This window comes from Nocardioides sp. YR527, assembly GCF_900101045.1.
In the GTDB taxonomy this organism is placed as follows: Bacteria; Actinomycetota; Actinomycetes; order Propionibacteriales; family Nocardioidaceae; genus Nocardioides.
The window spans coordinates 1-22,994 of the sequence record NZ_FNFN01000016.1; the positions used below are offsets into that span (position 1 = coordinate 1).

At 70.3% G+C, this 22,994-nt stretch carries 22 protein-coding genes; 11 read left to right on the forward strand and 11 right to left on the reverse strand.

Annotation, left to right across the window (positions count from 1 at the left end; all coding sequences use genetic code 11):
* Window positions 1-451 precede the first annotated feature (451 nt).
* Window positions 452-973, reverse strand: coding sequence for a hypothetical protein (locus BLT25_RS28750; RefSeq protein ID WP_091053156.1), 522 nt, complete (start codon window positions 971-973; stop codon window positions 452-454).
* A 69-nt stretch (window positions 974-1,042) separates the two neighbouring features.
* Window positions 1,043-2,821 (reverse strand): Asp23/Gls24 family envelope stress response protein, encoded by a 1,779-nt coding sequence (locus BLT25_RS28755; protein WP_091053158.1) that lies wholly within the window; start codon window positions 2,819-2,821, stop codon window positions 1,043-1,045.
* A gap of 269 nt (window positions 2,822-3,090) precedes the next feature.
* On the opposite strand from BLT25_RS28755, the gene BLT25_RS28760 reads away from it, so the two are divergent.
* A complete protein-coding gene (locus tag BLT25_RS28760; RefSeq protein ID WP_091053160.1) occupies window positions 3,091-3,783 on the forward strand; it encodes an SGNH/GDSL hydrolase family protein in 693 nt (230 codons plus the stop codon).
* A 1-nt stretch (window position 3,784) separates the two neighbouring features.
* On the opposite strand, the gene BLT25_RS28765 is transcribed toward BLT25_RS28760, so the two are convergent.
* The 4 genes from BLT25_RS28765 to BLT25_RS28780 are packed head-to-tail and all read right to left on the reverse strand — an operon-like array spanning window position 3,785 to window position 7,725.
* Window positions 3,785-4,099 (reverse strand): DUF4387 domain-containing protein, encoded by a 315-nt coding sequence (locus BLT25_RS28765; protein ID WP_091053161.1) that lies wholly within the window; start codon window positions 4,097-4,099, stop codon window positions 3,785-3,787.
* On the reverse strand, window positions 4,092-5,474 hold the full coding sequence (locus BLT25_RS28770; RefSeq protein ID WP_091053163.1) for an acyclic terpene utilization AtuA family protein: 1,383 nt from the start codon (window positions 5,472-5,474) through the stop codon (window positions 4,092-4,094). The genes BLT25_RS28765 and BLT25_RS28770 overlap by 8 nt, the downstream gene beginning before the upstream one ends.
* Entirely contained in the window at window positions 5,471-6,433 is a 963-nt protein-coding gene (locus BLT25_RS28775) for a phosphoglycerate dehydrogenase (RefSeq protein ID WP_256328861.1), read from the reverse strand. Before BLT25_RS28775 ends, BLT25_RS28770 begins: the two co-directional genes overlap by 4 nt.
* Window positions 6,430-7,725: an MFS transporter gene (locus tag BLT25_RS28780; RefSeq protein ID WP_091053164.1), complete on the reverse strand. Its 1,296-nt coding sequence runs from the start codon at window positions 7,723-7,725 to the stop codon at window positions 6,430-6,432. The genes BLT25_RS28775 and BLT25_RS28780 overlap by 4 nt, the downstream gene beginning before the upstream one ends.
* 121 nt (window positions 7,726-7,846) lie before the next feature.
* Here BLT25_RS28780 and BLT25_RS28785 point away from each other — a divergent pair, with 121 nt between their 5' ends.
* The 8 genes from BLT25_RS28785 to BLT25_RS28820 all read left to right on the forward strand — a co-directional run bounded on the left by BLT25_RS28785 (window position 7,847) and on the right by BLT25_RS28820 (window position 14,325).
* On the forward strand, window positions 7,847-8,557 hold the full coding sequence (locus BLT25_RS28785) for a GntR family transcriptional regulator (RefSeq protein ID WP_091053166.1): 711 nt from the start codon (window positions 7,847-7,849) through the stop codon (window positions 8,555-8,557).
* Window positions 8,558-8,560: 3 nt separating this feature from the next.
* Entirely contained in the window at window positions 8,561-9,481 is a 921-nt protein-coding gene (locus tag BLT25_RS28790; RefSeq protein WP_091053167.1) for an AEC family transporter, read from the forward strand.
* 112 nt (window positions 9,482-9,593) lie between these two features.
* A complete protein-coding gene (locus tag BLT25_RS28795; protein WP_091053169.1) occupies window positions 9,594-9,992 on the forward strand; it encodes a DUF1707 SHOCT-like domain-containing protein in 399 nt (132 codons plus the stop codon).
* Window positions 9,993-10,176: 184 nt separating this feature from the next.
* Entirely contained in the window at window positions 10,177-11,157 is a 981-nt protein-coding gene (locus BLT25_RS28800; protein ID WP_091053171.1) for an ABC transporter substrate-binding protein, read from the forward strand.
* Window positions 11,154-11,990, forward strand: a complete 837-nt coding sequence (locus tag BLT25_RS28805) for an ABC transporter permease (protein WP_218131519.1) — start codon at window positions 11,154-11,156, stop codon at window positions 11,988-11,990. Before BLT25_RS28800 ends, BLT25_RS28805 begins: the two co-directional genes overlap by 4 nt.
* Complete coding sequence (locus tag BLT25_RS28810) at window positions 11,987-12,763, forward strand: ABC transporter permease (RefSeq protein ID WP_091053174.1); 777 nt, start codon at window positions 11,987-11,989, stop codon at window positions 12,761-12,763. The genes BLT25_RS28805 and BLT25_RS28810 overlap by 4 nt, the downstream gene beginning before the upstream one ends.
* Before the next feature lie 24 nt (window positions 12,764-12,787).
* Window positions 12,788-13,576 (forward strand): ABC transporter ATP-binding protein, encoded by a 789-nt coding sequence (locus BLT25_RS28815; RefSeq protein WP_091053176.1) that lies wholly within the window; start codon window positions 12,788-12,790, stop codon window positions 13,574-13,576.
* Window positions 13,573-14,325: a DUF1932 domain-containing protein gene (locus BLT25_RS28820; protein ID WP_091053178.1), complete on the forward strand. Its 753-nt coding sequence runs from the start codon at window positions 13,573-13,575 to the stop codon at window positions 14,323-14,325. Before BLT25_RS28815 ends, BLT25_RS28820 begins: the two co-directional genes overlap by 4 nt.
* Before the next feature lie 132 nt (window positions 14,326-14,457).
* Here the strand turns inward: BLT25_RS28820 and BLT25_RS28825 are convergent, their stop codons facing one another.
* Both BLT25_RS28825 and BLT25_RS28830 read right to left on the reverse strand, forming a co-directional pair.
* A complete protein-coding gene (locus BLT25_RS28825) occupies window positions 14,458-15,111 on the reverse strand; it encodes a GntR family transcriptional regulator (protein ID WP_218131520.1) in 654 nt (217 codons plus the stop codon).
* A gap of 76 nt (window positions 15,112-15,187) precedes the next feature.
* The gene (locus BLT25_RS28830; protein WP_091053179.1) at window positions 15,188-16,810 is read right to left on the reverse strand and encodes a glycoside hydrolase family 13 protein; all 1,623 of its coding nucleotides are present in this window, start codon (window positions 16,808-16,810) and stop codon (window positions 15,188-15,190) included.
* A gap of 278 nt (window positions 16,811-17,088) precedes the next feature.
* On the opposite strand from BLT25_RS28830, the gene BLT25_RS28835 reads away from it, so the two are divergent.
* Window positions 17,089-17,292, forward strand: coding sequence for a cold-shock protein (locus tag BLT25_RS28835; protein ID WP_091053181.1), 204 nt, complete (start codon window positions 17,089-17,091; stop codon window positions 17,290-17,292).
* 72 nt (window positions 17,293-17,364) lie between these two features.
* Here BLT25_RS28835 and BLT25_RS28840 read toward each other — a convergent pair whose 3' ends face one another.
* A complete protein-coding gene (locus BLT25_RS28840) occupies window positions 17,365-17,847 on the reverse strand; it encodes a YbaK/EbsC family protein (protein WP_091053183.1) in 483 nt (160 codons plus the stop codon).
* Between the two features lie 10 nt (window positions 17,848-17,857).
* On the reverse strand, window positions 17,858-18,556 hold the full coding sequence (locus BLT25_RS28845; RefSeq protein WP_091053184.1) for a spermidine synthase: 699 nt from the start codon (window positions 18,554-18,556) through the stop codon (window positions 17,858-17,860).
* Between the two features lie 191 nt (window positions 18,557-18,747).
* On the opposite strand from BLT25_RS28845, the gene BLT25_RS28850 reads away from it, so the two are divergent.
* Window positions 18,748-19,998 (forward strand): MHYT domain-containing protein, encoded by a 1,251-nt coding sequence (locus tag BLT25_RS28850; RefSeq protein ID WP_176884394.1) that lies wholly within the window; start codon window positions 18,748-18,750, stop codon window positions 19,996-19,998.
* Between the two features lie 3 nt (window positions 19,999-20,001).
* Here BLT25_RS28850 and BLT25_RS28855 read toward each other — a convergent pair whose 3' ends face one another.
* Window positions 20,002-22,974: a bifunctional [glutamine synthetase] adenylyltransferase/[glutamine synthetase]-adenylyl-L-tyrosine phosphorylase gene (locus tag BLT25_RS28855; protein ID WP_091053187.1), complete on the reverse strand. Its 2,973-nt coding sequence runs from the start codon at window positions 22,972-22,974 to the stop codon at window positions 20,002-20,004.
* Window positions 22,975-22,994 lie beyond the last annotated feature (20 nt).

Consider the following 22,994-nt stretch of genomic DNA (forward strand, 5'->3'; position numbering starts at 1 on the left):
AAACGAAGAACAGTCGCTAAGCGAGCTCTCCCGAGCAAGAGAACCGTGTTGGTCTCGACACGCCTCCGCCTAGCGGCTCCGGCGGCTCGACCAGCAGTGGACGGCTCCGGCGGCTCGACCAGCAGTGGACGGCTCCGGCGGCTCGACCAGCAGTCGACGGCTCCGACGGCTCGACCAGCAGTCGACGGCTCCGACGGCTCGACCAGCAGTCGACGGCTCCGACGGCTCGACCAGCAGTCGACGGCTCCGACGGCTCGACCAGCAGTCGACGGCTCCGACGGCTCGACCAGCAGTCGACGGCTCCGACGGCTCGACCAGCAGTCGACGGCTCCGACGGCTCGACCAGCAGTGGACGGCTCCGACGGCTCGACCAGCAGTGGACGGCTCCGACGGCTCGACCAGCAGTGGACGGCTCCGGCGGCTCGACCAGCGGTGCTCCGGAGCAGACGAGTCAAGCCCAACCAGAGCCCGCAGAGAACGAGATCCACGTGTCGACCGTCCCACGAAGCCCCACGGTCTCGGACCATGACCGATCACACCCCGCGGTGACCCGATCCCAGAACCCAACAGCCGCACGATTCCGCTCCTGATACGCCACTTTCCACTCCCCCGGAGCATCAGAGACGACAGCCCGAGCGAACTGGAGGCCGAGCCCGCCCCGACGAGCACCGGCGACGAGAAAGAAGCTGTTCAGGATGTGTACGGGCCGGTCGGCGTCTCGAACCAGAGCGAACCCGATGGGGTGGATGTCGGCGGTGAGGATCCAGGCGTGCCAGCCGGGGTCGGAGCGGAGGGCGGCGTCGAGCCATTCGGATCGGAAGGTGCCGTCGGCGAACGGAAGGGTGGAGCTGAAGCGCGACATGTCGTGGCGGAAGAGCAGCCAGAGATGGCGGAGGGCGAGATGGTCCTCGGCCCGGGCGAGACGGGCGGTGATCGGGCCGGGAAGGTCAAGGTCGGTATGGAGGCTGGTCATACACGAAAGCCTCGGAGCGCGTCGCGCTCCGAGGCTTTCGATCATTATCTCATGCCGTCCGGCGAAGGATCAGGCGATGTGGAAGTCGCTCACGTTGACGTCCACGGCCACTACGTCGATGTCGAAGTAGTCCTCGGCGACCTCGATCACCTGGGTACGGATCGTGGCGGCGTTGCTCTTGACGTTGGTGCCGTAGGCGATCACGTAGGACACCGTGATGTTGGCGACGTCGTCGACGATGTCGACCGAGGTGCCCTCGTCGTCGATGGCGTGCACGCCGTCGATCTTGGCGACGACGTGGTGGACCAGGCGCTCGACGAGGCCCTCGCTCACCGTCGAGGTGCCGCGCTCCTCGCGGGCCGCACGCAGGACGCCGGTCAGCGTCGAGTTGGCGTCGGGTTCCGGCTCGACGACCGGCTCGGGCGCGAAGCCCGGCGCGGGCGCCTCGGTCACGGTCTCCTCGACCGCGGCGGGTTCCTCGACCGTCTCCGTCGCCGTCTCCTCGGTGGCGGTGTCGACGGCGTCGGAAACCTCGGCGGCCGGTGCCTCCGCAGCGTCCTCGGTCGGCGCCTCGTCGACGATCGCCTCGGTCTGCTCGGCGGTGGTCTGCTCGGCGGTGGTCTCCTCGGCGGTGGTCTCCTCGGCGGTGGTCTCCTCGACGACGTCGGTCGGCTCCACGGCGGTCTCGACCTCGTCGGTCACCTCAGCAGCCTCGTCAGCAACCTCGACCGTCACCTCGGCGTCCTCGGCATCGACCTCGACCTCGGTCGGCTCGCCTTCGACGACGTCCTCGACGACGTCGGCGACCTCGGCGTCGGCCTCGACCGGCTCGGTCACGTCAGCAGCGTCCTCGTCGGTGGCGTCCTCAGCGACCTCGACGGGCGCGTCGGCGTCCTCGGTCTCCACGGGCACCTCGTCGACCGCGACCTCCTCGGCGAGCACCTCACCCTCCGGCTCGACGACCGTCTCCTCAGCGTCGGCCTCGACCAGCGCGTCCTCCTCCTGGAGGACGGTCTCCTCGATCGCCTCGGCGGCCGGCTCGACAGCGTCCTCCGACTCGACGGTCTCGACGACCTCGACCTCGGAGACCTCGCCGTCGTCCGCGGTCACCACGGCGTCCTCGATCTCGGTCGACTCCTCGGCAGCGGCCTCCTCGACAACGGCCTCCGCGTCGAGCACCTCGCCCTCAGGCGCGACGACGGTCTCCTCGACCTCGGCCGGCGCGTCGTCGACAACGGTCTCCTCGACCACGGCGGCCACCTCGACGTCGTCGGCGGACTCGATCGCGTCGGCGGGCACGAAGGTGTCCTCGGCGTCGATCTCGACCTCGGTCGCCTCACCGGTCTCGGTCGCCTCGACGACGTCCTCGGTCACACCCTCGGCAACGATCTCCTCGACCTCGTCGGTGGTCTCGGCGGCAGGGGCGTCGGCGTCGGCGCCCTCGAGCGGCGCCTCGTACGTGCCCTCGGTCTCGGTCTCGGCGACCTCGCCCACGACATCGGCAGACACCTCGGTGTCCTCGACGGCGAGCTCGGCCACGTCGGCGGCGGGGGTCTCCTCGGCGTCGGTGACGACGTGCTCCGGGTCGGAGAGCGGGTCGACGACCGCCGTCTCGGCGACCGGCTCGACAGAGGGCTCGAGAACAGGCTCGGCGACGGGCTCGACGACGGGCTCGGTGGCCTCGACGATGCCGGAGTCGGTGACGTACGCGGTGGTCTCGGCGGCCACCTCGGTGGTGGCCAGGTTCTCACCGAAGACGGGAGCGGAGGTGTCGGTCGACGCCCCTTCCTCGGCCTTGGCGGGGTCGGTCTTGTGACGGTTGAAGATGCCGCTGATGAAGTCGGACATGTCGGCGCATTCCTTCGAGGTGAGGGGAGGTTTTTGAGTGGGCGCTCACGGTTGGGCGTGATGCTAGGGCGGGCACGCAGCGGGTCGGGGCGCGTGTCTTGGATTCCCTTGTCTTGTACCCCAACGTTCACCGACGCGAGGACCCCTTGTGTCAAACCTTCCGGGGACATTCGCCCGCCGTTCAGCCAACGTCGCAGACCCGCCGGAGCACGCGCTGTAGAACGACGGAAGAGCACGTACGTCACGACAGAACCGCGCAGGGAGAGACGATGAATCCACTGCTGCTCCCGCTGGTCGCCGCACAGGCGGCGTACGTCCATCGGACCATCGGAAAGGAGGCTCGTCCGGAGGGTCCGACGAAGGGGCTCGTACCGGGTCCGACAGGTGCGCCGCTGCGGCTGCTGGTGATCGGCGACTCGTCCGCGTCAGGACGCGGCGCACCCACCCACGACCTCGCCTTCGCCGGATCGATGGCCCGCGCGATCGCGAAGCGGACCGGGCGTCCGGTCGAGTGGCGGGCGCTGGGGAAGTACGGCGCGACCAGCGAGCGGATCCGGCACGGCATCCTCACCGAGGTCACCGGCGAATGGGACCTCGCCGTGCTCCTGGTCGGCGTCAACGACATCCTCGCGCGCCGCTCGGTCGAGGCGTGGACGCGGGACCTGACCGCCATCGTCGAGACCCTCGAGCAGCACGCCGTACGCACCGTCCTCCCGGGGATCCCGGAGTTCGGTGCGTTCCCGTCACTCCCCCGCGCCCTGCGGCGCTACCTCGCCGAGCGCGGGCAGGCGCTCGACGTGGCGGCGCGGCTGGTCTGCGCCGGGCGTACGTCAGTGCAGTGGGTCAGCTCCGCCGACCTCGGTCCCGCGGAGCCGTCCTTCTTCGCCGCCGACGGCTTCCACGCCTCGCCGGCGGGCTATGCGCGCTGGGCCCAGGCGGTCTGCGACCACCTCGATCTCTGACTCACGGCACGACCAGCTGTGCGAGCGGTACGTGGTGCTGGCCGGCGTGGGTGTCGCGGTCGCGCAGTGAGCCCTGCGAGACCGGGCGCGGGTAGGAGATCTTGACGACGTTGAGCGACGGGATCCGGAAGATCTGGACGGACCCGGGATCGACCCGGTAGAGACCGGCGACGACGTCCTCGTCGAGGAACGTCTCGTCGGCCGCGATCCGGTAGCCCTCGGCGTCGCGCATGAACAGCTCCATCGTGATCCAGAACGGCCCGGCGTTCTTGGAGCGGACCTCGATCGCGAGGTCCCCCAGGGTGGTCTCAGACATCGTGCTTCTCTCCCATCTCGGTGCGGAACATCGCGGTCGGCGTGAGGCTGTCGACGGCGTGGTTGAGCACGAACTCGTACGCAGCGCCCCGCTCGACCTCGGCCGGCGACCCGGGGAACGCCAGGCTGGGCAGGTAGTCCATGTCCTGCGCCGGCAGATGCAGCATCAACGGGTTGGCGACCTTGGCGACCGCGGTGGCCAAGGCCTGGTCGGCAGCACGGACGAGCAGCATCACCCCGACCTCGCGCGGCGGGTCGGTGGACGGGTCGAGGTCGCCTAAGACCGCGTTGTAGCCGTAGAGCCGCAGGTCGTAGTCGTAGTCCTCGCTGGTCAGGCAGAGGGTCTGCTCGACCCGCTGGGTGAACACGACATGCATCAGCGAGGCCCAGCCCTCGATGTCCTTCAGGATCAGCGGGTCGCGGATCGCGGAGAACGACATGGTCTCGTAGCCGGTGATCCGGGCACCCTCGAGCTTGATCGTGTGCTGCTCCGCGTGGTGGAACAGTGATCCCTCGACGCGCACCCGGCGCTCGTCGAGCGCGGTGTAGACGGCATCGCGCACGTCCAGGGTGCCGTCCGGCTCCCGCATCAGATACGGGTTGGCCGTCTCGTACAGCATGTGGGCGGCCACCGAGATCGGAGTGCACGCGGCGCTCTCGTCGAGCGGCTCGATGGTGAATCCGGTCCGGTCGATGGTCGCGAAGACGCCGCCCATCCGCGGGTTGGTCGTGCACTGGCCGCCGCACTCGACGATCTTGGCCGCGTGCCAGGTCGGGCCGGCGGGCATCCCCTTCAGCAGTGCGTACGCAGCGGCGTTGGCCGTGTCGGTCGCCCGTCCCGCCAGGACCACCTGAGCCCCGGCGGCGAGAGCCTCGGCGATCGGCTCGTGGCCCATCATCGCGACGATGTGGGTGCACTCCTCCAGGGTGGAGACGTCGAGCTCGCCCAGCGGCGGCAGCGGACGGATCCGGCCGGCCTCGAGCGGCTCCTTCAGGTCCGCCGCGCGCTGCTCGCTGTAGATCCGGGCGACCTTCATCGACAGGCCCTCCTCGGCGAGCAGGTCGGCGACGATCCCGGCGACCCAGTCGACGCCGTCGTCGGTGCCGCTGGTGCCGCAGGAGCCGACGATGAGCGGGATCCCGGCACCGGCCACGGCCCGGAGCAGGAGCCGCAGGTCACGGGCGACCGCGGCGGCGGTGGTCTTCGGCTTCGAGGCACCCAGGTAGTAGGGACCGGAGTCGGTGGAGCCGCCGTCGATGGCGATCACGTCCGCTCCCAGCGCGATCCCACGGGTGATCGTCTCCTCCGGGAACCCGGCGCCGAGCATCCCGCTGGGCACCAAGATGCTGACGGAGTCAGCGTTGTCGCTGGTCATCTGTTGTCTCTCTCTTCGATCAGGTGGGCGTTGACGGCATGTTCCGGGCTGCCCGCGAGGGCGCAGAGGAGCTCTCGGGCTCCCTCGAGTCCGGCGGCCCGGCGGGCCTGGGCGGACTGCCCGGCCAGGTGGGAGTGGACGACGATGCCGGGCACTCCGCGCAGCGGGCTCGCGGCCGGCAGCGGCTCCTCGGCGACGACGTCGAGCGCTGCCCCGGCGATCCGGCGCTCGCGTACGGCGTCGGCGAGCGCTTCCTCGTCGACGATCGCGCCGCGGGCGGTGTTCACGAGCACCGCACCCGGCCGCATCTGCGCGAACGCGTCCGCGTCGAGCATCCCTCGCGTCCGCGGGGTCAGCGCGGTGTGGACCGAGACGTGGTCGGCTTCCGCCAGCAGCTCGGGCAGCTCGACGAACCGGACGTCCGGGTCGGTCCGCTCGGCCTCGGGAACCGAGGTCGTGCACAGCACGCTCATCCCGAACGCCCGGGCGAGCGGAACGACCGCACGGGCGGCGGCGCCGTAGCCGATCAGGCCCAGGGTGGAGCCGCGCAGCTCGCGGCCGTCCGCGCGTGGCCAGCCGCCGGAGGCGACACCGGCCGCGCTCTCGACCAGCCGGCGGGAGGAGGCGAGGAGCAGTCCCATCGTGTACTCGGCGACCGCGTTGGCGTTGATCCCGGGCAGGTTGCTGACCGTGACCCCGGCACGGGCCGCCGCTTCGACATCGATCGCGTCGTAGCCGACCCCGGTGCGTACGACTGCTCGCAGACGTTCCGCGGACGCCAGGACCTCGGCGGTGAGCGGGTCGTGACCGACCAGGGCGCCCTCGATCCCGGCGAGGTCCGCGACCAGATCTCCGGACGGGTAGCGGGTCTCGTGACCACGGGAGCGGAGGAGGTCGTCGACCTCGTCGCCCGCCCGCAGGTAGTCGGTGGTGATCAGGATCCGGGCCACCGCGCTCACACCGCCCTCTCGACGTCGCCGCGCCGCTGAAGGCGGTCGATCCGCACCACGATCGCCACCGCGACCGCCGCGAGGACCGCGATGTCGAGCAACATCGTCTGCCAGCCCAGGATGTCGACCGCCCCGCCGATCAGGGCCGGGCCGAGGAAGGCACCGCCCTGCCAGCCGACCGCATAGAGCGCTGCGTACGTCCCGAAGACCCGCGCCGACGGCGCCAGGTTCCACAGCACGACGACGGCATTGACCAGGAAGGCCGAGGCACCGGCGGCGCCGATGCAGAACGCCACGACGGTGCCCGTCGGGGTCTGCACCAGGGTGCCGAGGAGCATGGCGGCCGCGAAGATCGCCATGCCGCCGATCATGGTGCGCAGCCGGCCGAAGCGCTCGGCGAGCAGCGCGGTCGGGTAGGCCGCGAGCAGGAAGGCGACCCCGCTCGGCAGGGTGAGTCCACCGGCGTCGCCACGCGACAGCCCCAGGGTCTCCATGCCGTAGGGCGTGACCAGCGCGCGCGAGCCGGCCCAGGCGCTGCCGAAGACCAGGATCGCGACGATCAGCAGCAGCCGGCTGCGGTCGGGGTCGCGCACGATCTCACGGATCGTGTCGCGGATGCGCGCCTGGCCGACGGTCGTCGACGCCTCGGCGGTTTCCTCGGCGGCGTCCTCGGCCACGGCGGCCTGGTAGCCCGGCGAGGAGCTGTCCCGGATCGAGAGGCACAGCACGGTGATCGAGACCAGGGTGATCAGGGCGATCACCGCGAAGGCGAGGGCCGGGTGGTCATCGACCAGCAGGATGCTGACCAGGGCCGCGACGATCACGGTGAGGCTGGAGGCGATCTTGACGGCGGCGTTGGCGCGGCTGCGGCGCTCGGGGGCGATGAAGTCGGGCACCAGCGCCTCGCCGATCGGCTTGAACGAGTTCGAGACCAGCGCGAACGCGACGATGACGACGATCAGCAGCGGCAGCGAGTCGGCCGTGTGCGGCAGGGTCACGAACAGCAGCGCCGCGAGCGGCATCCCGACGGCGAGGTAGGGCATCCGCCGGCCCCATCGGGTGCGGGTCCGGTCGGACCGGTTGGCCATCCACGGCTGGATGAAGATCCCGAGGAGGTTGTCCATGCCCATGATGAAGCCGACCAGGGCGGCGCTGGCCAGGTGCTCACGCAGCAGCGGCGGCACCTGGCTGTCGTAGAAGTTCCACATCGACTCCTGGGCGAAGACCGCCAGGGCGACGAGGAGCGTGATCCGGCGAGGTCCGAGCTGCCGTGGTGGTGCGGTGGGGATGGTGGTGCTCACGAGACGGACCTCCGTGATCTCTCAATGGTCTCTGTTGCCTGTGGCGGCGCTCACAGTAGTTTTGCTACAGCAAAACAGTCAAGAGGTGGCACCGCTGGAAAAGTGGCCTAGGATCGGGGCCATGTCGATCCCCTCCCCCGAGATGCCGGAGACCACGACCGTGGCCGAGCGCGTCTACCAGGCTCTACGCAGCCAGATCGGCTCCGGCGAGCTCGCCCCCGGCGCCAAGGTGACCGAGCGCGGCATGGCCGAGCGCCTGGGCGTCAGCCCGACCCCGGTCCGCGAGGCGATCCGGCGGCTCGAGCTCGACGGACTCGTGGAGCGGGTCGGGCCGCGTACGACCCTGGTGGCCCGGATCGAGGAGGACGCCAGCCACGACCTGGCCGAGGTCGAGGTCGCGCTGCGCGGCCTGGCCGCCCGGTTCGCCGCGCGGCACGTGAACGACGACGAGCTCGACGAGCTCGACCGGCTGCTCGACGAGGCCGACGACCTGGTGATCCTGATCCGGGCACGCCACCGCGAGGGCAAGGCGGTCGAGAAGCACGCCGATCGCTTCCTCGACGTGCTCGGCCGTTTCAACGAGCAGGTCAACGCCGCAGCCCACAACCCCGTCCTCCTACGCCTCCTGGAGCAGTCCCGCTCTCTGACCCGCTCACGGCAGCGGGAGATCTCCCGGGCGCACCTGCTGGCCGGCGACGACTTCGGCGCCGACCGCTACACCGAGCACCGCGACCTGGTCGTCGCCCTGCGCAGACACGACGCCGTCGAGGCCGAACGCATCGTCACCGAGCACGCCGCCCGCGGACTCCTCGACCTGCGGCGCGAGATCTAGGCCGTGGCAGGGGTATTCACCGGCTTCGCCACGATCAGCGTCCTCATCGCGCTCGGCGCCCTGCTCGCCCAGCTCAAGATCCTCGACCAGCAGGGCCAGCGCACCCTCTCGACGCTCGCGTTCTACGTCGCCAGCCCGGCCCTGCTGATCACAGTGATGGACGACAGCGACCTCGGCTTCGTCTTCTCCGGCAACCTGGTCGCCGTCGCCGGCGCCGTACTGGTCTCGGCGACCCTCATCGTCACCGTCGCGCGCCTGCGCCGCCGCGACCTGGGCACCACGGTGATCGCGACGCTGTGCGGCTCCTACGCCAACGCCGGCAACCTCGGCCTCCCGATCGCGTCGTACGTCCTGGGCGACCCGGTCCTGGTCGCGCCGACGCTCCTGCTGCAGATGCTCGTGCTCCAGCCGCTGGCGCTGGTGATCCTCGACGCCGACGCGAGCGCGACGAGGCTCTCGTTCTGGGCGATCCTGCGCCGACCGCTGACCAACCCGATCACCGTCGCCTCCCTGATCGGGGTGGCGCTCTCCGTCTCCGGTCTCGACCTCCCGACACCGGTCTCCGACCCGCTGGAGCTGGTGGCCGGCATGGCGGTCCCCTCGATGCTGATCGCCTACGGGGTCGCGCTCCGGCTCGGCCCGCTTCCCGGACGAGGCGTGCCGCCGCTCGACCTCGCCGCGGTGGTCGCGACCAAGCAGGTGGTGCAGCCCGTGGCGGCGTACGTCATCGGGCGGTTCCTGCTCGGGCTCGACGCCGAGGCGCTGCTGGCGGTGACGGTGCTCTCGGCATTGCCGACCGCACAGAACGTCTTCGTCGTCGCACAGCGCTACAACCGGGCCGTGCTGCTGGCCCGGGACGTCATCTTCGTCAGCACGCTGGCCACGGTGCCGGCGATCCTGCTGGTCGTCGTCCTCCTCGGCTGAGGCCCGACGAAAGTCCCTTGCGGCCACATCTCTTCGCGCGTACCCTCGCGATATATCGGGAAACTACGCCGACAGTCGATGCGGCTTCACACGGGACACAAGGGGAGATGACATGAGCAACCTCGACAACCTGCGGGTGGGCGAGGCCGATCGGGAGGAGGCGTCGGCGAAGCTCGCCGAGCACTACTCGACCGGCCGGCTCACCGACGACGACTACTACGAGCGCCTGGACGCGGTCTGGTCCGCGAAGGTCCGTGCCGACCTGGAGATGCTCTTCACCGACCTGCCGAAGAGCGCCCCGCAGCCACCGCAGGTCGCTCGCCGGCCCCGGCGAGGCCGACCGCGGGCGTTCCCGCTGGTCGCCTGCTTCCTGCTCGTGGCGATCGGACTGGTCGTGATGGGCGTGCCCTGGTGGGTCTTCGCCGTGATCGCGGTGGGGGCGCTCGTCTTCCGCAAGGGACACCGCCACTCACGCTGCCACGACCAGCACTTCCGTCATTCCGTGCACTGAATTCCGGATTCCATGGCCTCCACCCGGGCTCACCACTAGGTTGTGCCGCGGTCGCTCCGGCGGCCGCCAACCCCACAGCCCGCCGGTAAAATTGCCGCCAAGATTGTTTACAATATCTCGTGGTGTGCATCACACTGGCGACCTGCCCGCGATCGAGCGGGCGCCCAGCCCCCGAGGAGTCCCGATGAATCGCTCCCTTGCCCGCACCGCGCGCCGCGGTCTGGCAACTGCACTCGTTCTCGCCCTGCCGCTCGCGCTCAGCGCCTGTGGTGGTGGCGAGTCCACCGACGAGGGTGCCGACGGCGCCACCGAGATCACCGTCGGCGTGATCCCGATCGTCGATGTCGCCCCCATCTATCTGGGGGTGGAGAAGGGCTTCTTCAAGGAGGAGGGCCTCGACGTCAGCCTCGAGCTCGCCCAGGGCGGCGCCGCGATCATCCCCGCCGTGGCCAGCGGGCAGTACCAGTTCGGCTTCTCCAACACGACCTCCCTGCTCCTGGCCCAGACCCAGGACGTCCCGGTCAAGGTCGTCACCGCCGGCGTCAACGCCACCGAGGACCCGGCCGCCGACATGGCCGGCGTCCTGGTCAAGGCCGGCAGCGACATCACGTCGCCCAAGGACCTGGAGGGCAAGAAGGTCGCGGTCAACACGCTCAAGAACATCAACACGACCACCACCAACGAGCTCGTCCGTCAGGACGGTGGCGACCCGACCAAGATCGAGTACGTCGAGCTGGCCTTCCCCGAGATCGGCCCGGCCATCGAGAAGGGCGACGTCGACGCGGGTCAGGTCGTCGAGCCGTTCCTCACCATCGGCACCCAGGCCGGCATGACCGACCTCGGCTCCAACTTCGTCGCCGCCGATCCTGGCCTCGCGGTCGCGGAGTACTTCACCTCGACCAGCTATGCCGAGTCCGACGCCGACACCGTCGAGGCCTTCACCGCCGCGATGAACGAGTCGCTCGACTACGCCCAGCAGCACCCCGACGAGGTCAAGGAGATCCTCCCGACCTACACCGACATCGATGAGAAGGTGCTGGCCGAGCTGAACATGCCGCAGTGGACCTCCGAGATCGACGCCGAGTCGATCCAGAAGCTCGCGGACCTCTCGGAGACCGACGGCCTGTTCGCCAAGGACCCGGACGTGGACGCTCTGCTTCCATGAGCGTCGCATCACCCGAAGCAACGGCAAGGCCCATGGCCGGCACCCGCCCCAAGCGGGTCGCCGGCCGCGGCCGGGACGCAGTCCTGGGTGTGCTCGGCCTGCTCGTCGTCGTCGGCCTGGCCGAGGCGCTGCCGCGCCTCGGCATCGTCAACGACAGCTATCTCCCGCCGGCGAGCGCGATGTTCGCCGAGCTCGTCGACCAGCTCGGCGAGGCCGCCTTCTGGACCGACCTCGGCGCCACCCTTCGGGGCTGGGCCACCGGTCTGGCCATCGCGATGGCCGCCGGCATCGTGCTCGGCGTGGTGATCGGCTCGGTCGGCTTCCTGCGCGACCTGACCGCCTCCACGATCGAGTTCCTGCGCCCGATCCCCTCGGTCGCCCTGATCCCCCTCGTCGTGCTCCTCTACGGCAGCCGGCCGACCTCGGCGCTGATCCTGGTCGTGTACGCCTCGTTCTGGCAGATCCTCGTCCAGGTGCTCTACGGGGTCGCCGACGTGGACCCCGTCGTGCGCGACACCGCCCGCTCCTACCGTTTCTCGCGGCTGACCACCGTCCGCACGGTCGTGTGGCCCACCGCGCTCCCCTACGTCATGACAGGATTCCGGCTCGCCGCCTCGGTCGCGCTGATCCTCGAGATCACCGCGGAGCTGATCGTCGGCGTCCCCGGCCTCGGCAAGTCCATCGGCGTCGCCCAGTCCTCCGGCGCGGTCGAGAAGACCTACGCCCTGGTCATCGTCGTCGGGATCATCGGCGTCACCGTCAACCTGGTCGCCCGGGCCCTGGAACGGCGCACGCTCCGCTGGCACGTCTCGATCCGCAAGGAGGCCCGATGAGATTCGCACGGACCATCGCGTACGCCCTCGCCCTCCCGATCGTCCTGGTCGCGGTGTGGTGGTTCGCCTCGGCCGGCTCCACCAGCGTCTTCTGGCCACCGCTGTCCAAGATCGTCTCCGTCTTCGGGGAGACCTGGACCGCGGACCGCTGGACCGGAGACGTCCTGCCCAGCCTGGCGCGGCTCGCGGCCGGCTATGCCGTGGCGATGGCCACCGGTGTACTCCTCGGGGTCGTCATCGGCCTCTACCGCCCGGTCCGGGCGTTCTGCGAGCCGACGCTGGAGTTCTTCCGAGCGGTGCCTCCGCCGGTGCTGGTGCCGGTGATCGCGCTGTTCCTCGGCTACACCGGCGACGCGTCCAAGATCGTCACGATCGCGCTCGGCTGCCTGTGGCCGATCCTGCTCAACACCGTCGAGGGCGTACGCGGCCTGGACGAGGTCATGCTCGACACCGCCCGCTGCTACCGGTTCAGCGCCTGGACCCGGTTGCGGCAGGTGGTGCTGCGCGGTGCCTCGCCGCAGATCGCCGCGGGTGCGCGCCAGGCCCTGTCGATCGGCGTCATCCTGATGGTGATCAGCGAGCTCTTCGGCGCCAACCGCGGCCTCGGAGCCTCGATCGTGCAGTTCCAGCGCAGCTTCGCCGTCCCGCAGATGTGGACCGGGATCATCCTCCTCGGAGTGCTCGGCTTCCTGCTCTCGGTCCTGTTCCGTCTCGTCGAGCACTACTCGCTCGCCTGGTACCGCGGCCTGCGCCAGGCCGATCGCGGCGCCTGATCCCGAAGTCTTGAGGAGAATCCCGTGGCAACTGCCCTGGACGTACGTGGCCTGAAGAAGACCTACACCACCGGCGGCACCTCCCTGGAGGCCATCGAGCAGCTCGACTTCTCGATCGGCCAGGGCGAGCTGGTCTGCATCGTCGGCCCCTCGGGTGCCGGCAAGACCACCCTGCTGCGCTGCATCAGCGGACTGCTGGACGCCACCGACGGGGTCGTCGAGCTCGACGGCGCCGCCGTCACCGAGCCGCCCGCCGGGATGGCGGTGGTCTTCCAGGAGTACGGCCGCTCGCTGTTCCCCTGGCTCACCGTCCGCCAGAACGTCGAGCTGCCGCTGAAGGAGAAGAAGGTGCCGCGGGCGCGCCGGACCGAGCTGGTCGACGAGGCACTCGCGGCCGTCGGCCTCGCCGACTCGGCCTCCTCCCATCCCTGGCAGCTCTCCGGCGGTATGCAGCAGCGGGTCGCGATCGCCCGCGCGATCGCCTACGAGCCCTCGGTCCTGCTGATGGACGAGCCGTTCGCCGCCGTCGACGCCCAGACCCGGGCCGACCTGGAGGACCTCGTCCGCGAGCTGTGGAAGCGGCTCGGCGTGACCGTCCTGTTCGTCACCCACGACATCGACGAGGCCGTCTACCTCGGCCAGCGCGTGCTCGTGCTCTCCAACCGGCCGACGGTGATCCTGGAGGACGTGGCCATCGACCTCCCCGACGAACGCGACCAGCTGACCACTCGCTCCGCACCGCGCTTCGCGGAGCTGCGCGCACACGTCTACGAGCTGATCCAGAAGGCCAAGAAGGGCGAGCGGCCGGCATGATCGTCGCGGTTCTCGGGGTCGGTGAGGCAGGCTCGGCGTTCGTCGCCGACCTGCTCGCGGCAGGGGCCACGGTGCGCGCCTACGACCCGGCCGTCAGCGCACCATCGGGCACCGTCGCCTGCGCCTGCGAGGCCGAGGCCGTCGAGGGCGCCGGCCTGGTGATCAGCGTGAACTCGGCCGCCGACTCGGTCGACGCCGCCCGCAACGCGCTGGCCGGGCTGTCGGCGAGCACCGTCTGGGCCGACGTCAACACCTCCTCCCCCGCCCGCAAGCGCGAGGTCTTCTCGGTGCTGGGCGGCCGCTGCCTCTTCGCCGACGTCTCGCTGATGTCGACCGTGCCGGGCCTGGGCATCCGGGTGCCGATGCTCGCCTCCGGACCGGGTGCCGCCGAGGCGGCGCGGCTGCTGGGCGCGGTCGGCGCGAGCGTCGAGGTCGTCGACGGTGAGGTCGGCGACGCGGCGACCCGCAAGCTGCTCCGCTCGGTGTTCTACAAGGGCCTCGCCGCCGCGGTCCTGGAGAGCTTGGCCGCTGCCCGCGCAGCCGGGCTCGAGGAGGAGACCCGCGCCGAGATCATGCGCGAGCTCGACCGCGCCTCGGCCGCGACCCTCGACCGGCTCGTCGACGGCAGCCACCGTCATGCCGTACGCCGCTCCCACGAGATGGCGGCCGCCGCCGAGATGCTCGACGACCTGGGTGTTCCCCCGCGGGTCGCTCGAGCCAGCCGGGACTGGCTCGAGGATTTCACCTGATCGGTCGCGGCGGCGACTGTGTTGGTTTCGACCCGCCTACGCCTAGCGGCTCCGGCGGCTCAACCACCGCTGGTCGAGCCGGGAGGCCGCCTGCGGCCGAGCGCGTCGAGACCGACACACCAGCACTTCGCGCTACCTCTGGCGTGCCACTTCGCGCACGGCCTCGAGGACGCTGGCGAGGTGCTCACGCACGGCGGTGTCCGCGGCTGCGGGGTCACGCCGGGCGAGCGCCTCGATGATCGCGAGGTGCTGCGGCAGCGAGACCTGGGAGCGACCGGGTCGATAGGCGAGCCGGTACTGGTGACGTACGCTCCGGCCCTGGAGCCGCGCGAGCGTCTCGGCCGCGACCTGCTGGCCGGAGATCGCCACGAAGCGCTCGTCGAGCCGGGTGTTGAGCTTGGAGTAGGTGCCGACGTCGCCGGAGGCGACCGCGGCCGACATCTCCTCGCCCAGCTGACGCAGCTCGGCGATCTCCTCGTCGGTGATCTTCTCGGCAGCCTTGGCCGCGCACAGGGCCTCGACGGCGGCGCGGACCTCGACGATCTCGACGGCCTCCTCGACGCTCACCACCCGCACCCGGGCGCCACGGTTGGCGATCCGCTCGACCAGACCCTCGTGGGTGAGGTCGATCAGGGCGCCGCGTACGGCACCGCGGCTGGCCCCGAGCGACTCGGAGAGCTCGGCCTCGACCAGGCGCTGGCCGGCGACGAGCTCACCGTCGAGAATGTCGCGGCGGATCGCCTCCGCCACCTCGCGCTGGGTCACCGGGGTCGGCGAGACCGTCACATGTCCTCCTTGGTCGGGTCCGAGGAGCGTACCAAAATTGTTGACAATCTTGAGAGACGATCACGCCGACCCGGGATCAGTCGACCGCGGGAGCGATGATCCAGACCGCCGCGTCGGTGGGCAGGTCGCCCACGACCGGGTCACCGCTGTACATCACGATCTCGCCCTCGGGAAGCGGCGCCGGCTCCATGCCGCAGTTGAGGACGACGATCAAGTCGGTCTTGGTGTCTAGCGACCCGCCGACCCCGCCACGCCGGAACGAGACGACGCCCTCGGGCGCGTCCAGGATCTCCACGTCCTCATCGGCACCGAGCGCGAAGCTCCGTCGCGCAGTCAATGCCGCCCGATAGAACTCCAGCGTGGAGTCCCTGACACCGTTCTGGGCAGCCACGGTGAGGTCCACCCACTCGGCCGGCTGCGGCAGCCACGGCTGCGTCGGCAACTCCTCGTCAGGTACGTCGCTGAACCCGAAGGGCGGCTCGAACCCGCTCCACGGCAGCGGCACCCGGCACCCGTCGCGACCGCCCTCACCGGTCTCCGACCACGGATCCTCCTGGTACTCGGGTGGCAGATAGACCTGCGGCAGGCCCAACTCCTCCCCCTGGTAGAGATACGAGGACCCCGGGAGCGCCAGCATCGTCAGCGTCGCCGCGCGCGCCCGGTGGAGCGCCTGCAGTCCGTCGCCGTAACGCGAGCGGTGGCGTACGACATCGTGGTTGGACAGGACCCAGGTGGGCGCCGCCCGCGAAGGACCGAGCGCCTTCAGCGTCGACCCGATGACCTCGGTGAACGCCTCGGCCGACCAGGGCGCCTGCAGCCAGGAGAAGTTGAACGCCTGGTTGAACTCGTCGGCGCGTACGTAGCGGCGCAGCTCCGCCGGCCCAGGGGTCCAGGCCTCGGCGACCATCATCCGGTCACCGTCGAAGGAGTCGATCAGCTTGCGCCAGGCGCGGTAGATCTCGTGGACGCCCGGGTTGTCCCACATCGGCGCGTCGGTGACGCCGCGTTCGTACATCACCGCAGCGTCGGAGGTCGGCGCGAGGCCCTCGGGGACGACCTGGTCGCGCAGATCCTTGAAGAGGCCGTGGGCGATGTCGACCCGGAAACCGTCCACGCCCCGGTCGAGCCAGAAGGTGAGGATCTTGGTGAACTCCTCGACCACCTCGGGGTTGTGCCAGTTGAGGTCGGGCTGGTCGTCGTCGAAGAGGTGGAGGTACCACTGCCCGTCCTCGATCCGCGTCCACGCCGGACCACCGAAGACCGAGCGCCAGTTGGTCGGGGGCTCCTCCCCCGCCTCGCCGCGGCCGTCGCGGAAGATGTAGCGGTCGCGCGCCGCGGACCCGGGTTCCTCCGCGAGCGCCTCGACGAACCACGGGTGCGCCGAGGAGGTGTGGTTGGGCACCAGGTCGACGATCACCTTCAGGGCGAGCTCGTGCGCCCGCGCGATCAGCTGGTCGGCATCGGCCAGCGTGCCGAAGATCGGGTCGACGTCGCAGTAGTCGGCGACGTCGTAGCCGTGGTCGTTCTGCGGAGAGGTGTAGAACGGGCAGATCCAGATCGCGTCGACACCCAGCGCGGCGAGATAGTCGAGATGGTCGGTGATCCCCGGCAGATCGCCGATTCCGTCACCGTTCGAGTCCGCGAACGAGCGCGGGTAGATCTGATATGCGACGGCTTCGCGCCACCATGGCTGGTCCACGTAATGTCCCCATCAATCGTCGGTTTCTGCACGCCAGGCTCTCCCGCGGCCAAGCCCAGATCAAGCCTCCGGCGCGCGCAAGAAACACCAATACCCGTAGAAGCGCCTGGGCATGTAGGCTTGGCTGCGTTGAAGGAGGCGTCCCCACGCGCTTCGCGGTTGCTCTCGGTGACCGTTCGTGCAGCACTTGGTCTTCCGCAGAAGCAGAAATCAGGACTCGTGGATTCAACGCCCAAAGGGCGGCACGGAGTCGCCCTGTGTACACAAGGATTAGATTCATGACTCAGGGAACCGTGAAGTGGTTCAACGGCGACAAGGGCTTCGGCTTCATCGCCCAGGACAACGGTGGCGACGACGTCTTCGTGCACTTCTCCGCGATCCAGACCAACGGCTACAAGACGTTGGACGAGAACCAGCGCGTCGAGTTCGACGTCACCCAGGGCCCGAAGGGCCCGCAGGCCGAGAACGTCCGCCCGGTCTGACTCTGGCTTCCACGGCAGCCCCGCTCCTGCTTCGGCAGGGCGGGGCTGTCCCCCTTTTTGAGACCAGGTCGGTCAGACGGTCTCGGGAAGCCTGGTGACGTCGACCCAGCCCCGGGCCTCGCTGATCGTCTCCAGGTCACCGAGGGTGAGCGCGATGGTCGTGTTGGCGCTGCCCGCGGCCGGGTAGACCATGTCGAAGCGCTTCATCGAGGAGTCGAGCCAGACCTCAGCCGAGGCGGGGTTGCCGAACGGGCAGACGCCACCGATCGCGTGGCCGGTCATCGGCTCCACGTCCTCGGCCGCGAGCATCCGCGCCTTGGTGCCGAAGTGGGCCTTGAACTTCGCGTTGGCGATCTTGGCGTCGCCGGCGGCCACGATCAGGATCGCGGCGGTCCGGTCCTCGGTGTAGAGGCTGATGGTCTTGGCGATCTCCGCCGGCGAGACACCGAGGGCGGCCGCGGCGAGCTCGACGGTCGCCTTCGACTCGACCGACTCGATGATGTCTCCACCGCGTCCGAATCGGTCCAGGTGCGTGCGGGCCAGCTCGATCGACATGGACCTCACCCTAGCGGCGCGTCCCACCACCGAAGGAGTCGGCGACAGCACGGTCGGTGAAGATGCGGTACTCCATCGGCGAGGGCGACCCGAACGGCGCTTCCGGCACCGAGCCACAGACGATGACCAGGTTGCCGGAGCGGCGGCCCTTCATGGTCGCCGGCTCGACGCCGACGACCATGTCGCCGAGGTCTCTGGCCACTGCGACGAAGTCACGCGCCTGGGGGAACGGCGCCCGGTCCACGAGGTTGGCGACGAAGACACCGGAGGGCGCGAGCACGCGGCGTACGTCCTCCACGAAGGCCGCGGAGGTGAGCTCGGCCGGGGTGCGACCGCCGTCGAAGGCGTCGAGGATCACCAGGTCGGCGAAGCCGTCGCGTACGCCGCCGATGCCGCTCTTCCCGTCGACGGGGCGCACCTTGATGCCGCTGCGGGGCGGGAGCGGCGCCTCGCTGCGTACGCGCTCGATGACCTCGACCGACGGCTCCAGCACGATCTGTGAGGAGCGCGGCCGGGTCGCATGGACGTAGCGCGCCAGCGTCATCGCGGCGCCGCCGACGTGCAGAACTCGCACTGGCCCTGGAGGCAGTCGGTCGATAACATCGCCGATACGCCTCATGTAGTCGAACACGAGGCGAGTCGGATCCCCCAGATCGACAGCCGACTGCTGCATCTCGTCGAGCTCGAGCACATATACATCGTCGGCCATAGCGGAGATACCCTACCCCCCACATGGAAATAGGGGACCTGTTCCTCTATTGTGACCTGCGCTACAACGGCACCATTGCCCGCTATGGATGCATCTCGGATACCCCATGGGGCATCCACGCATGTTTCCAGATCACCCTCGCCGATCCCCCACACCCCGTCCGGCGAGGAACGAGAGGAAGTCAAAGCAGCGTGACAAGCATCGAGGAAGTCACGATCGGGGCGTTCAGCCAACCCCTGGTCGCGATGTCGTTCATCATCTCCGTACTCGGCTCATGGGTCGGTCTGACCTGTGCGACCCGCGCTCGCCGGCGTGGCTCAGGCGCCGGTGCCTGGCTCTGGCTCTTCGGCGCGGCCGCCTCGATCGGCGGCGGCGCGATCTGGTCCATGCACTTCATCGGCATGCTCGCCTTCGACAGCCACGTGGCGTACGCCCTCGACGTCGGCACCACCCTCATCTCGCTCGCCGTCGCGATCATCGCGGCGATGGTCGGCATGCTCATCGCGACCGCCATGCGCGGCAACGCGGGCTACATCGTCGGTGGCCTGGTCACCGGTGCCGGCGTGGGCGCGATGCACTACACCGGCATGTACGCGATGGACATGAGCGCCCAGATGGTCTGGAAGCCGCCGGTCGTCATCCTCTCGATCGTGATCGCGCTGGTCGCCTCGGCGCTCGCGCTCTTCTTCGCCTTCAACGTCACCACGCTGCTGATGCGCGTGGGCGCCGCGGTCATCATGGGCATCGGCGTGTGCGTCATGCACTACACCGGCATGCTCGCTCTCGAGATCCACAGCTCTCCCGAGGACAAGCTCGGGCACGTCAGCGGCGCCGACCCGGTCTATCTCGCCATGCCGATCTTCGCGATCTCGGCCGGCATGCTCATCGTGATCGGGTTCGCCACCATGTTCGCCGGCATCAACGACGACCTCGAGGACCCCTGGACGCCGGTCACGCGGACGACCTCGGACTCCGGCTCCCACGCGATGATGCCGCAGCGGCCGGAGATGGCACAGCGCTACAACACCGGGCCGCAGCCGATCACAGGCCAGCAGCCGGCCCTGTCACAGCTGCAGCAGTTGCAGCAGCCGCAACAGCCGCAGCAGCCGCTCCAGCCGCTCCCGACGCGGCAGCCCGCAGCCTCGGGCAGCCCGCAGGCGGGTCAGCCCAACGGTGAGCCGGTGAGCGAAGGCTTCGGCAACGCGTTCGCCCAGCGCCCGCAGCGTCCGACCCAGCTGCGGCCGCAGAACGGACGCTGGACGCCCCGGCCCTACGCCCAGCAGGCCTCCAACAGTGCCTCGGAGCCCCAGCCGGACTTCTTCAGGCCTCAGGGTGGGCAGCCCGCCGACGAGGCGGGCAGCGAGCGGCCGGCCCAGCCGCAGCAGGCCCGGCCGCAGCGCACGCCGGGTTGGCTGCCGCCGCGCAACGACAACAACCTCTGAACCTCACTCCCAGAAGACGCGCTCGACCACACCGTGGGCGAGGCGGGTCATCCGCAGGTAGTCGTTGACCAGCTCGTCGGTCGCGCCCGCCGGATAGCCGAGAATGGCCGCTACGGCGTGCTGTTCCACCGGCCCGGCGGGCAGCGAGTCCGCCGGACGGCCGCGCGCGAGCGTGACCGCGTTACGGACCCGGCTGACCATCCGCCACGCCTCGATGAGCGTCTCGGCGTCGTGGTCCTCGATCAACGAGGCGTCGCGGGCGGCCTGCAGTGCCTCGACGGTGCGTGGCGTGCGCAGCCCCGGAACGGCGTACGCATGCCGCATCTGCAGGAGCTGGACGGTCCACTCGATGTCGGCGAGCCCGCCGCGGCCGAGCTTGAGATGGGTGTTCGGGTCGGCGCCGCGTGGCAGCCGCTCGTGGTCGACACGGCCCTTGATGCGGCGAACCTCGACGACGTCGTCCTCGCTCAGCCCACCCTCGGGGTAGCGCAGCGGGTCGATCATCTCGGTGAACGCATCGCGCACCTGCTGGTCGCCGACGACGGCGTCGGCACGCAGCAGCGCCTGCGACTCCCAGATGCCCGACCACTTGGCGTAGTAGGAGGCGTACGCCGGCAGTGTCCGCACCAGCGCGCCCTGACGCCCTTCGGGGCGCAGGTCGGCATCGATCTCCAGTGGCGGGTCGGCGCCCGGCAGAGCAAGCAGCCGGCGCAGGTCGGCGATGACCTTGAGCGCGAACTGGGTCGCCTCTCCCGGATCGGCACCCTCGACGGGCTGATGGACGAAGAGCACGTCGGCGTCGGAGGCGTAGGAGAGCTCGAACCCGCCGTAGCGGCCCATCGCGATGATCGCGATCCGCGTCGGAGGCCCGTCGATCCCACGGCGGGCGACCTCCTCGGCCACGACGGTGCGCAGCGTGGCCTCCAAGGTGGCGTCGGTCAGCCGCGACAGAGCAGCACCGATGGTGTCGATCCCGGCCTCGCCGAGGAGCTCGGCGGCCGAGATCCGGAACAGCTCGCGACGGCGGATCGCCCGGATATGGCGTACGGCCTCCTCGGCGGAGGTGGTGGTGCGACGGCGGGCGGCGCGGGCGACCATCTCGTCGGTCAGCGCCTCGGCGGACAGCGGCGCCAGATCGTGACCCAGGAGGCGCAGCGCCTCGGGCTCCCGCTCGAGCAGCGCGGTGGTGTAGCGCGAGGTGGACAGGATCGTGGCGAAGTGTTGCGCGACCAGGCCCTCGTCGCGCAGGGAGCGCAGATACCAGGGCGTGGCGCCGAGGGCGTCGGAGATCCGGCGGAACCCGAAGAGCCCGGCGTCGGGATCGGAGCCCTCGGAGAGCCACTGCAGCATCACCGGCAGCAGCGCCCGCTGCAGGGCCGCGCGCCGGGAGACGCCCGTGGTGAGCGCCTCCAGGTGGCGCAGGGCGGCCTTGGGGTCGGCGTAACCCAGCGCGGTCAGCCGCTCCTCGGCGGCCTTCGCGGAGAGGTGTGCCTGACCGGACGGGATCCGGGCGACCGCGTCGAGGAGCGGTCGGTAGAAGAGCTTCTCGTGGAGGCGGCGTACCTCGATCCGCTGGTGGCCCCACTCCTTCTCCAGCCGCACCACCGGGTCGCGCAGGTAGCCGAGCGAGCGCGCCAGCCAGCGCAGCGACTCCTCGTCGTCGGGGACGACGTGGGTGCGCCGCAGCCGGTGGAGCTGGAGCCGGTGCTCCATCCGCCGCAGGAACGCGTAGGCCTCGTGCATGGCCTCGCCGTCCTCCCGCCCGACGTAGCCGGATCGGGTCAGCGCCGCCAGCGCGGAGAGCGTGGTGGGCTGGCGGATCCCGGTGTCGGTGCGGCCGTGGACCAGCTGCAGCAGCTGCACCGCGAACTCCACGTCGCGCAGGCCGCCGGCGCCGAGCTTGAGCTCGCGGTCGGCCTCCCGGGACGGGATGTGGGCGATGACCCGGCGCCGCATCTTCTGGGTGTCGGAGACGAAGCCGTCGCGATCGGCGGCCTTCCACACGAACGGGTTGACGGCGTCGACATAAGCCTCGCCCAGAGCCAGGTCGCCCGCGGCCGGCCGGGCCTTGAGCAGCGCCTGGAACTCCCAGGTGCTCGCCCAGCGCTCGTAGTAGCCGACGTGGCCGGCGATCGTGCGCGAGAGCGCGCCCGCCTTGCCCTCGGGACGCAGCGCGGCGTCGACCGGCCAGATCGTGCCCTCGCCGGTGTGGGCCGAGCAGACCTGGATCAGATTGCTGGCGAGCTGGGTGGCGACCCGCAGCGAGACGTCGTCGCCGACCCCGTCGGCGGCCTCGTGGACGAAGATCACGTCCACGTCGGAGACGTAGTTGAGCTCGTGGCCACCGCACTTGCCCATCGCGACGACGGCCAGCCGGACCTTGTCGACATCGTCCCCCACCCGCGCGCGGGCGACCGCCAGCCCGGCGTCGAGGGTCGCGCAGGCCAGGTCGGAGAGCTCGGCGGCGACGTCGTCGACCGGGAGCTGGTGGGCCAGGTCGCGGGCGGCCAGCCGGAGCAGCCAGCGGCGGTACTCCACCCGGAGCGCGTCGACCGCCTCCGCGTCAGGGACCGTGGCCACCGGGCTCTCGTCGCCCGGCTTCGCGCCGACGGCCTCGAGCAGCGAGGCCCTGAAGACGTACGCGGCGGGCCTGGTGGTGCCGAGGGTCGGATCGGCCAGCTCACGCCAGTGAGCGGGATGGCGGGCCAGGTGGTCGCCGAGCGCGGGCGAGGCGCCGAGCACCGAGACCAGCCGCATCGCGGTGCCCTCGTCGCCGGCGAGCTCGTCGACGAAGCCGGCGCCCTGGGACTCGGCGAGCATGACCAGACCGGCCAGCGCCGCGTCGGGGTCTGCCGCCTGGCCCAGGATCGCCAGCAGCTCCTGGGCGCAGGGGCCGAGACCTGCCAGATCCGCCAGGGCCGTGTCCGGGTCGTTGAAGCCGAGCCGGAGCAGCTCGCCCTTGCCTGGCAACGTCATGGCCCCGATTGTGTCACTGG

What these genes read in the sequence shown, in the direction of transcription:
- BLT25_RS28800 (WP_091053171.1), top strand. Translation starts at nt 10,177, where the DNA reads ATGAATCGCTCCCTTGCCCGCACCGCGCGCCGCGGTCTGGCAACTGCA.
- BLT25_RS28785 (WP_091053166.1), top strand. Translation starts at nt 7,847, where the DNA reads ATGTCGATCCCCTCCCCCGAGATGCCGGAGACCACGACCGTGGCCGAG.
- BLT25_RS28795 (WP_091053169.1), top strand. Translation starts at nt 9,594, where the DNA reads ATGAGCAACCTCGACAACCTGCGGGTGGGCGAGGCCGATCGGGAGGAG.
- BLT25_RS28845 (WP_091053184.1), bottom strand. Translation starts at nt 18,556, where the DNA reads ATGGCCGACGATGTATATGTGCTCGAGCTCGACGAGATGCAGCAGTCG.
- BLT25_RS28840 (WP_091053183.1), bottom strand. Translation starts at nt 17,847, where the DNA reads ATGTCGATCGAGCTGGCCCGCACGCACCTGGACCGATTCGGACGCGGT.
- BLT25_RS28835 (WP_091053181.1), top strand. Translation starts at nt 17,089, where the DNA reads ATGACTCAGGGAACCGTGAAGTGGTTCAACGGCGACAAGGGCTTCGGC.
- BLT25_RS28805 (WP_218131519.1), top strand. Translation starts at nt 11,154, where the DNA reads ATGAGCGTCGCATCACCCGAAGCAACGGCAAGGCCCATGGCCGGCACC.
- BLT25_RS28820 (WP_091053178.1), top strand. Translation starts at nt 13,573, where the DNA reads ATGATCGTCGCGGTTCTCGGGGTCGGTGAGGCAGGCTCGGCGTTCGTC.
- BLT25_RS28855 (WP_091053187.1), bottom strand. Translation starts at nt 22,974, where the DNA reads ATGACGTTGCCAGGCAAGGGCGAGCTGCTCCGGCTCGGCTTCAACGAC.
- BLT25_RS28760 (WP_091053160.1), top strand. Translation starts at nt 3,091, where the DNA reads ATGAATCCACTGCTGCTCCCGCTGGTCGCCGCACAGGCGGCGTACGTC.
- BLT25_RS28755 (WP_091053158.1), bottom strand. Translation starts at nt 2,821, where the DNA reads ATGTCCGACTTCATCAGCGGCATCTTCAACCGTCACAAGACCGACCCC.
- BLT25_RS28750 (WP_091053156.1), bottom strand. Translation starts at nt 973, where the DNA reads ATGACCAGCCTCCATACCGACCTTGACCTTCCCGGCCCGATCACCGCC.
- BLT25_RS28810 (WP_091053174.1), top strand. Translation starts at nt 11,987, where the DNA reads ATGAGATTCGCACGGACCATCGCGTACGCCCTCGCCCTCCCGATCGTC.
- BLT25_RS28770 (WP_091053163.1), bottom strand. Translation starts at nt 5,474, where the DNA reads ATGACCAGCGACAACGCTGACTCCGTCAGCATCTTGGTGCCCAGCGGG.
- BLT25_RS28765 (WP_091053161.1), bottom strand. Translation starts at nt 4,099, where the DNA reads ATGTCTGAGACCACCCTGGGGGACCTCGCGATCGAGGTCCGCTCCAAG.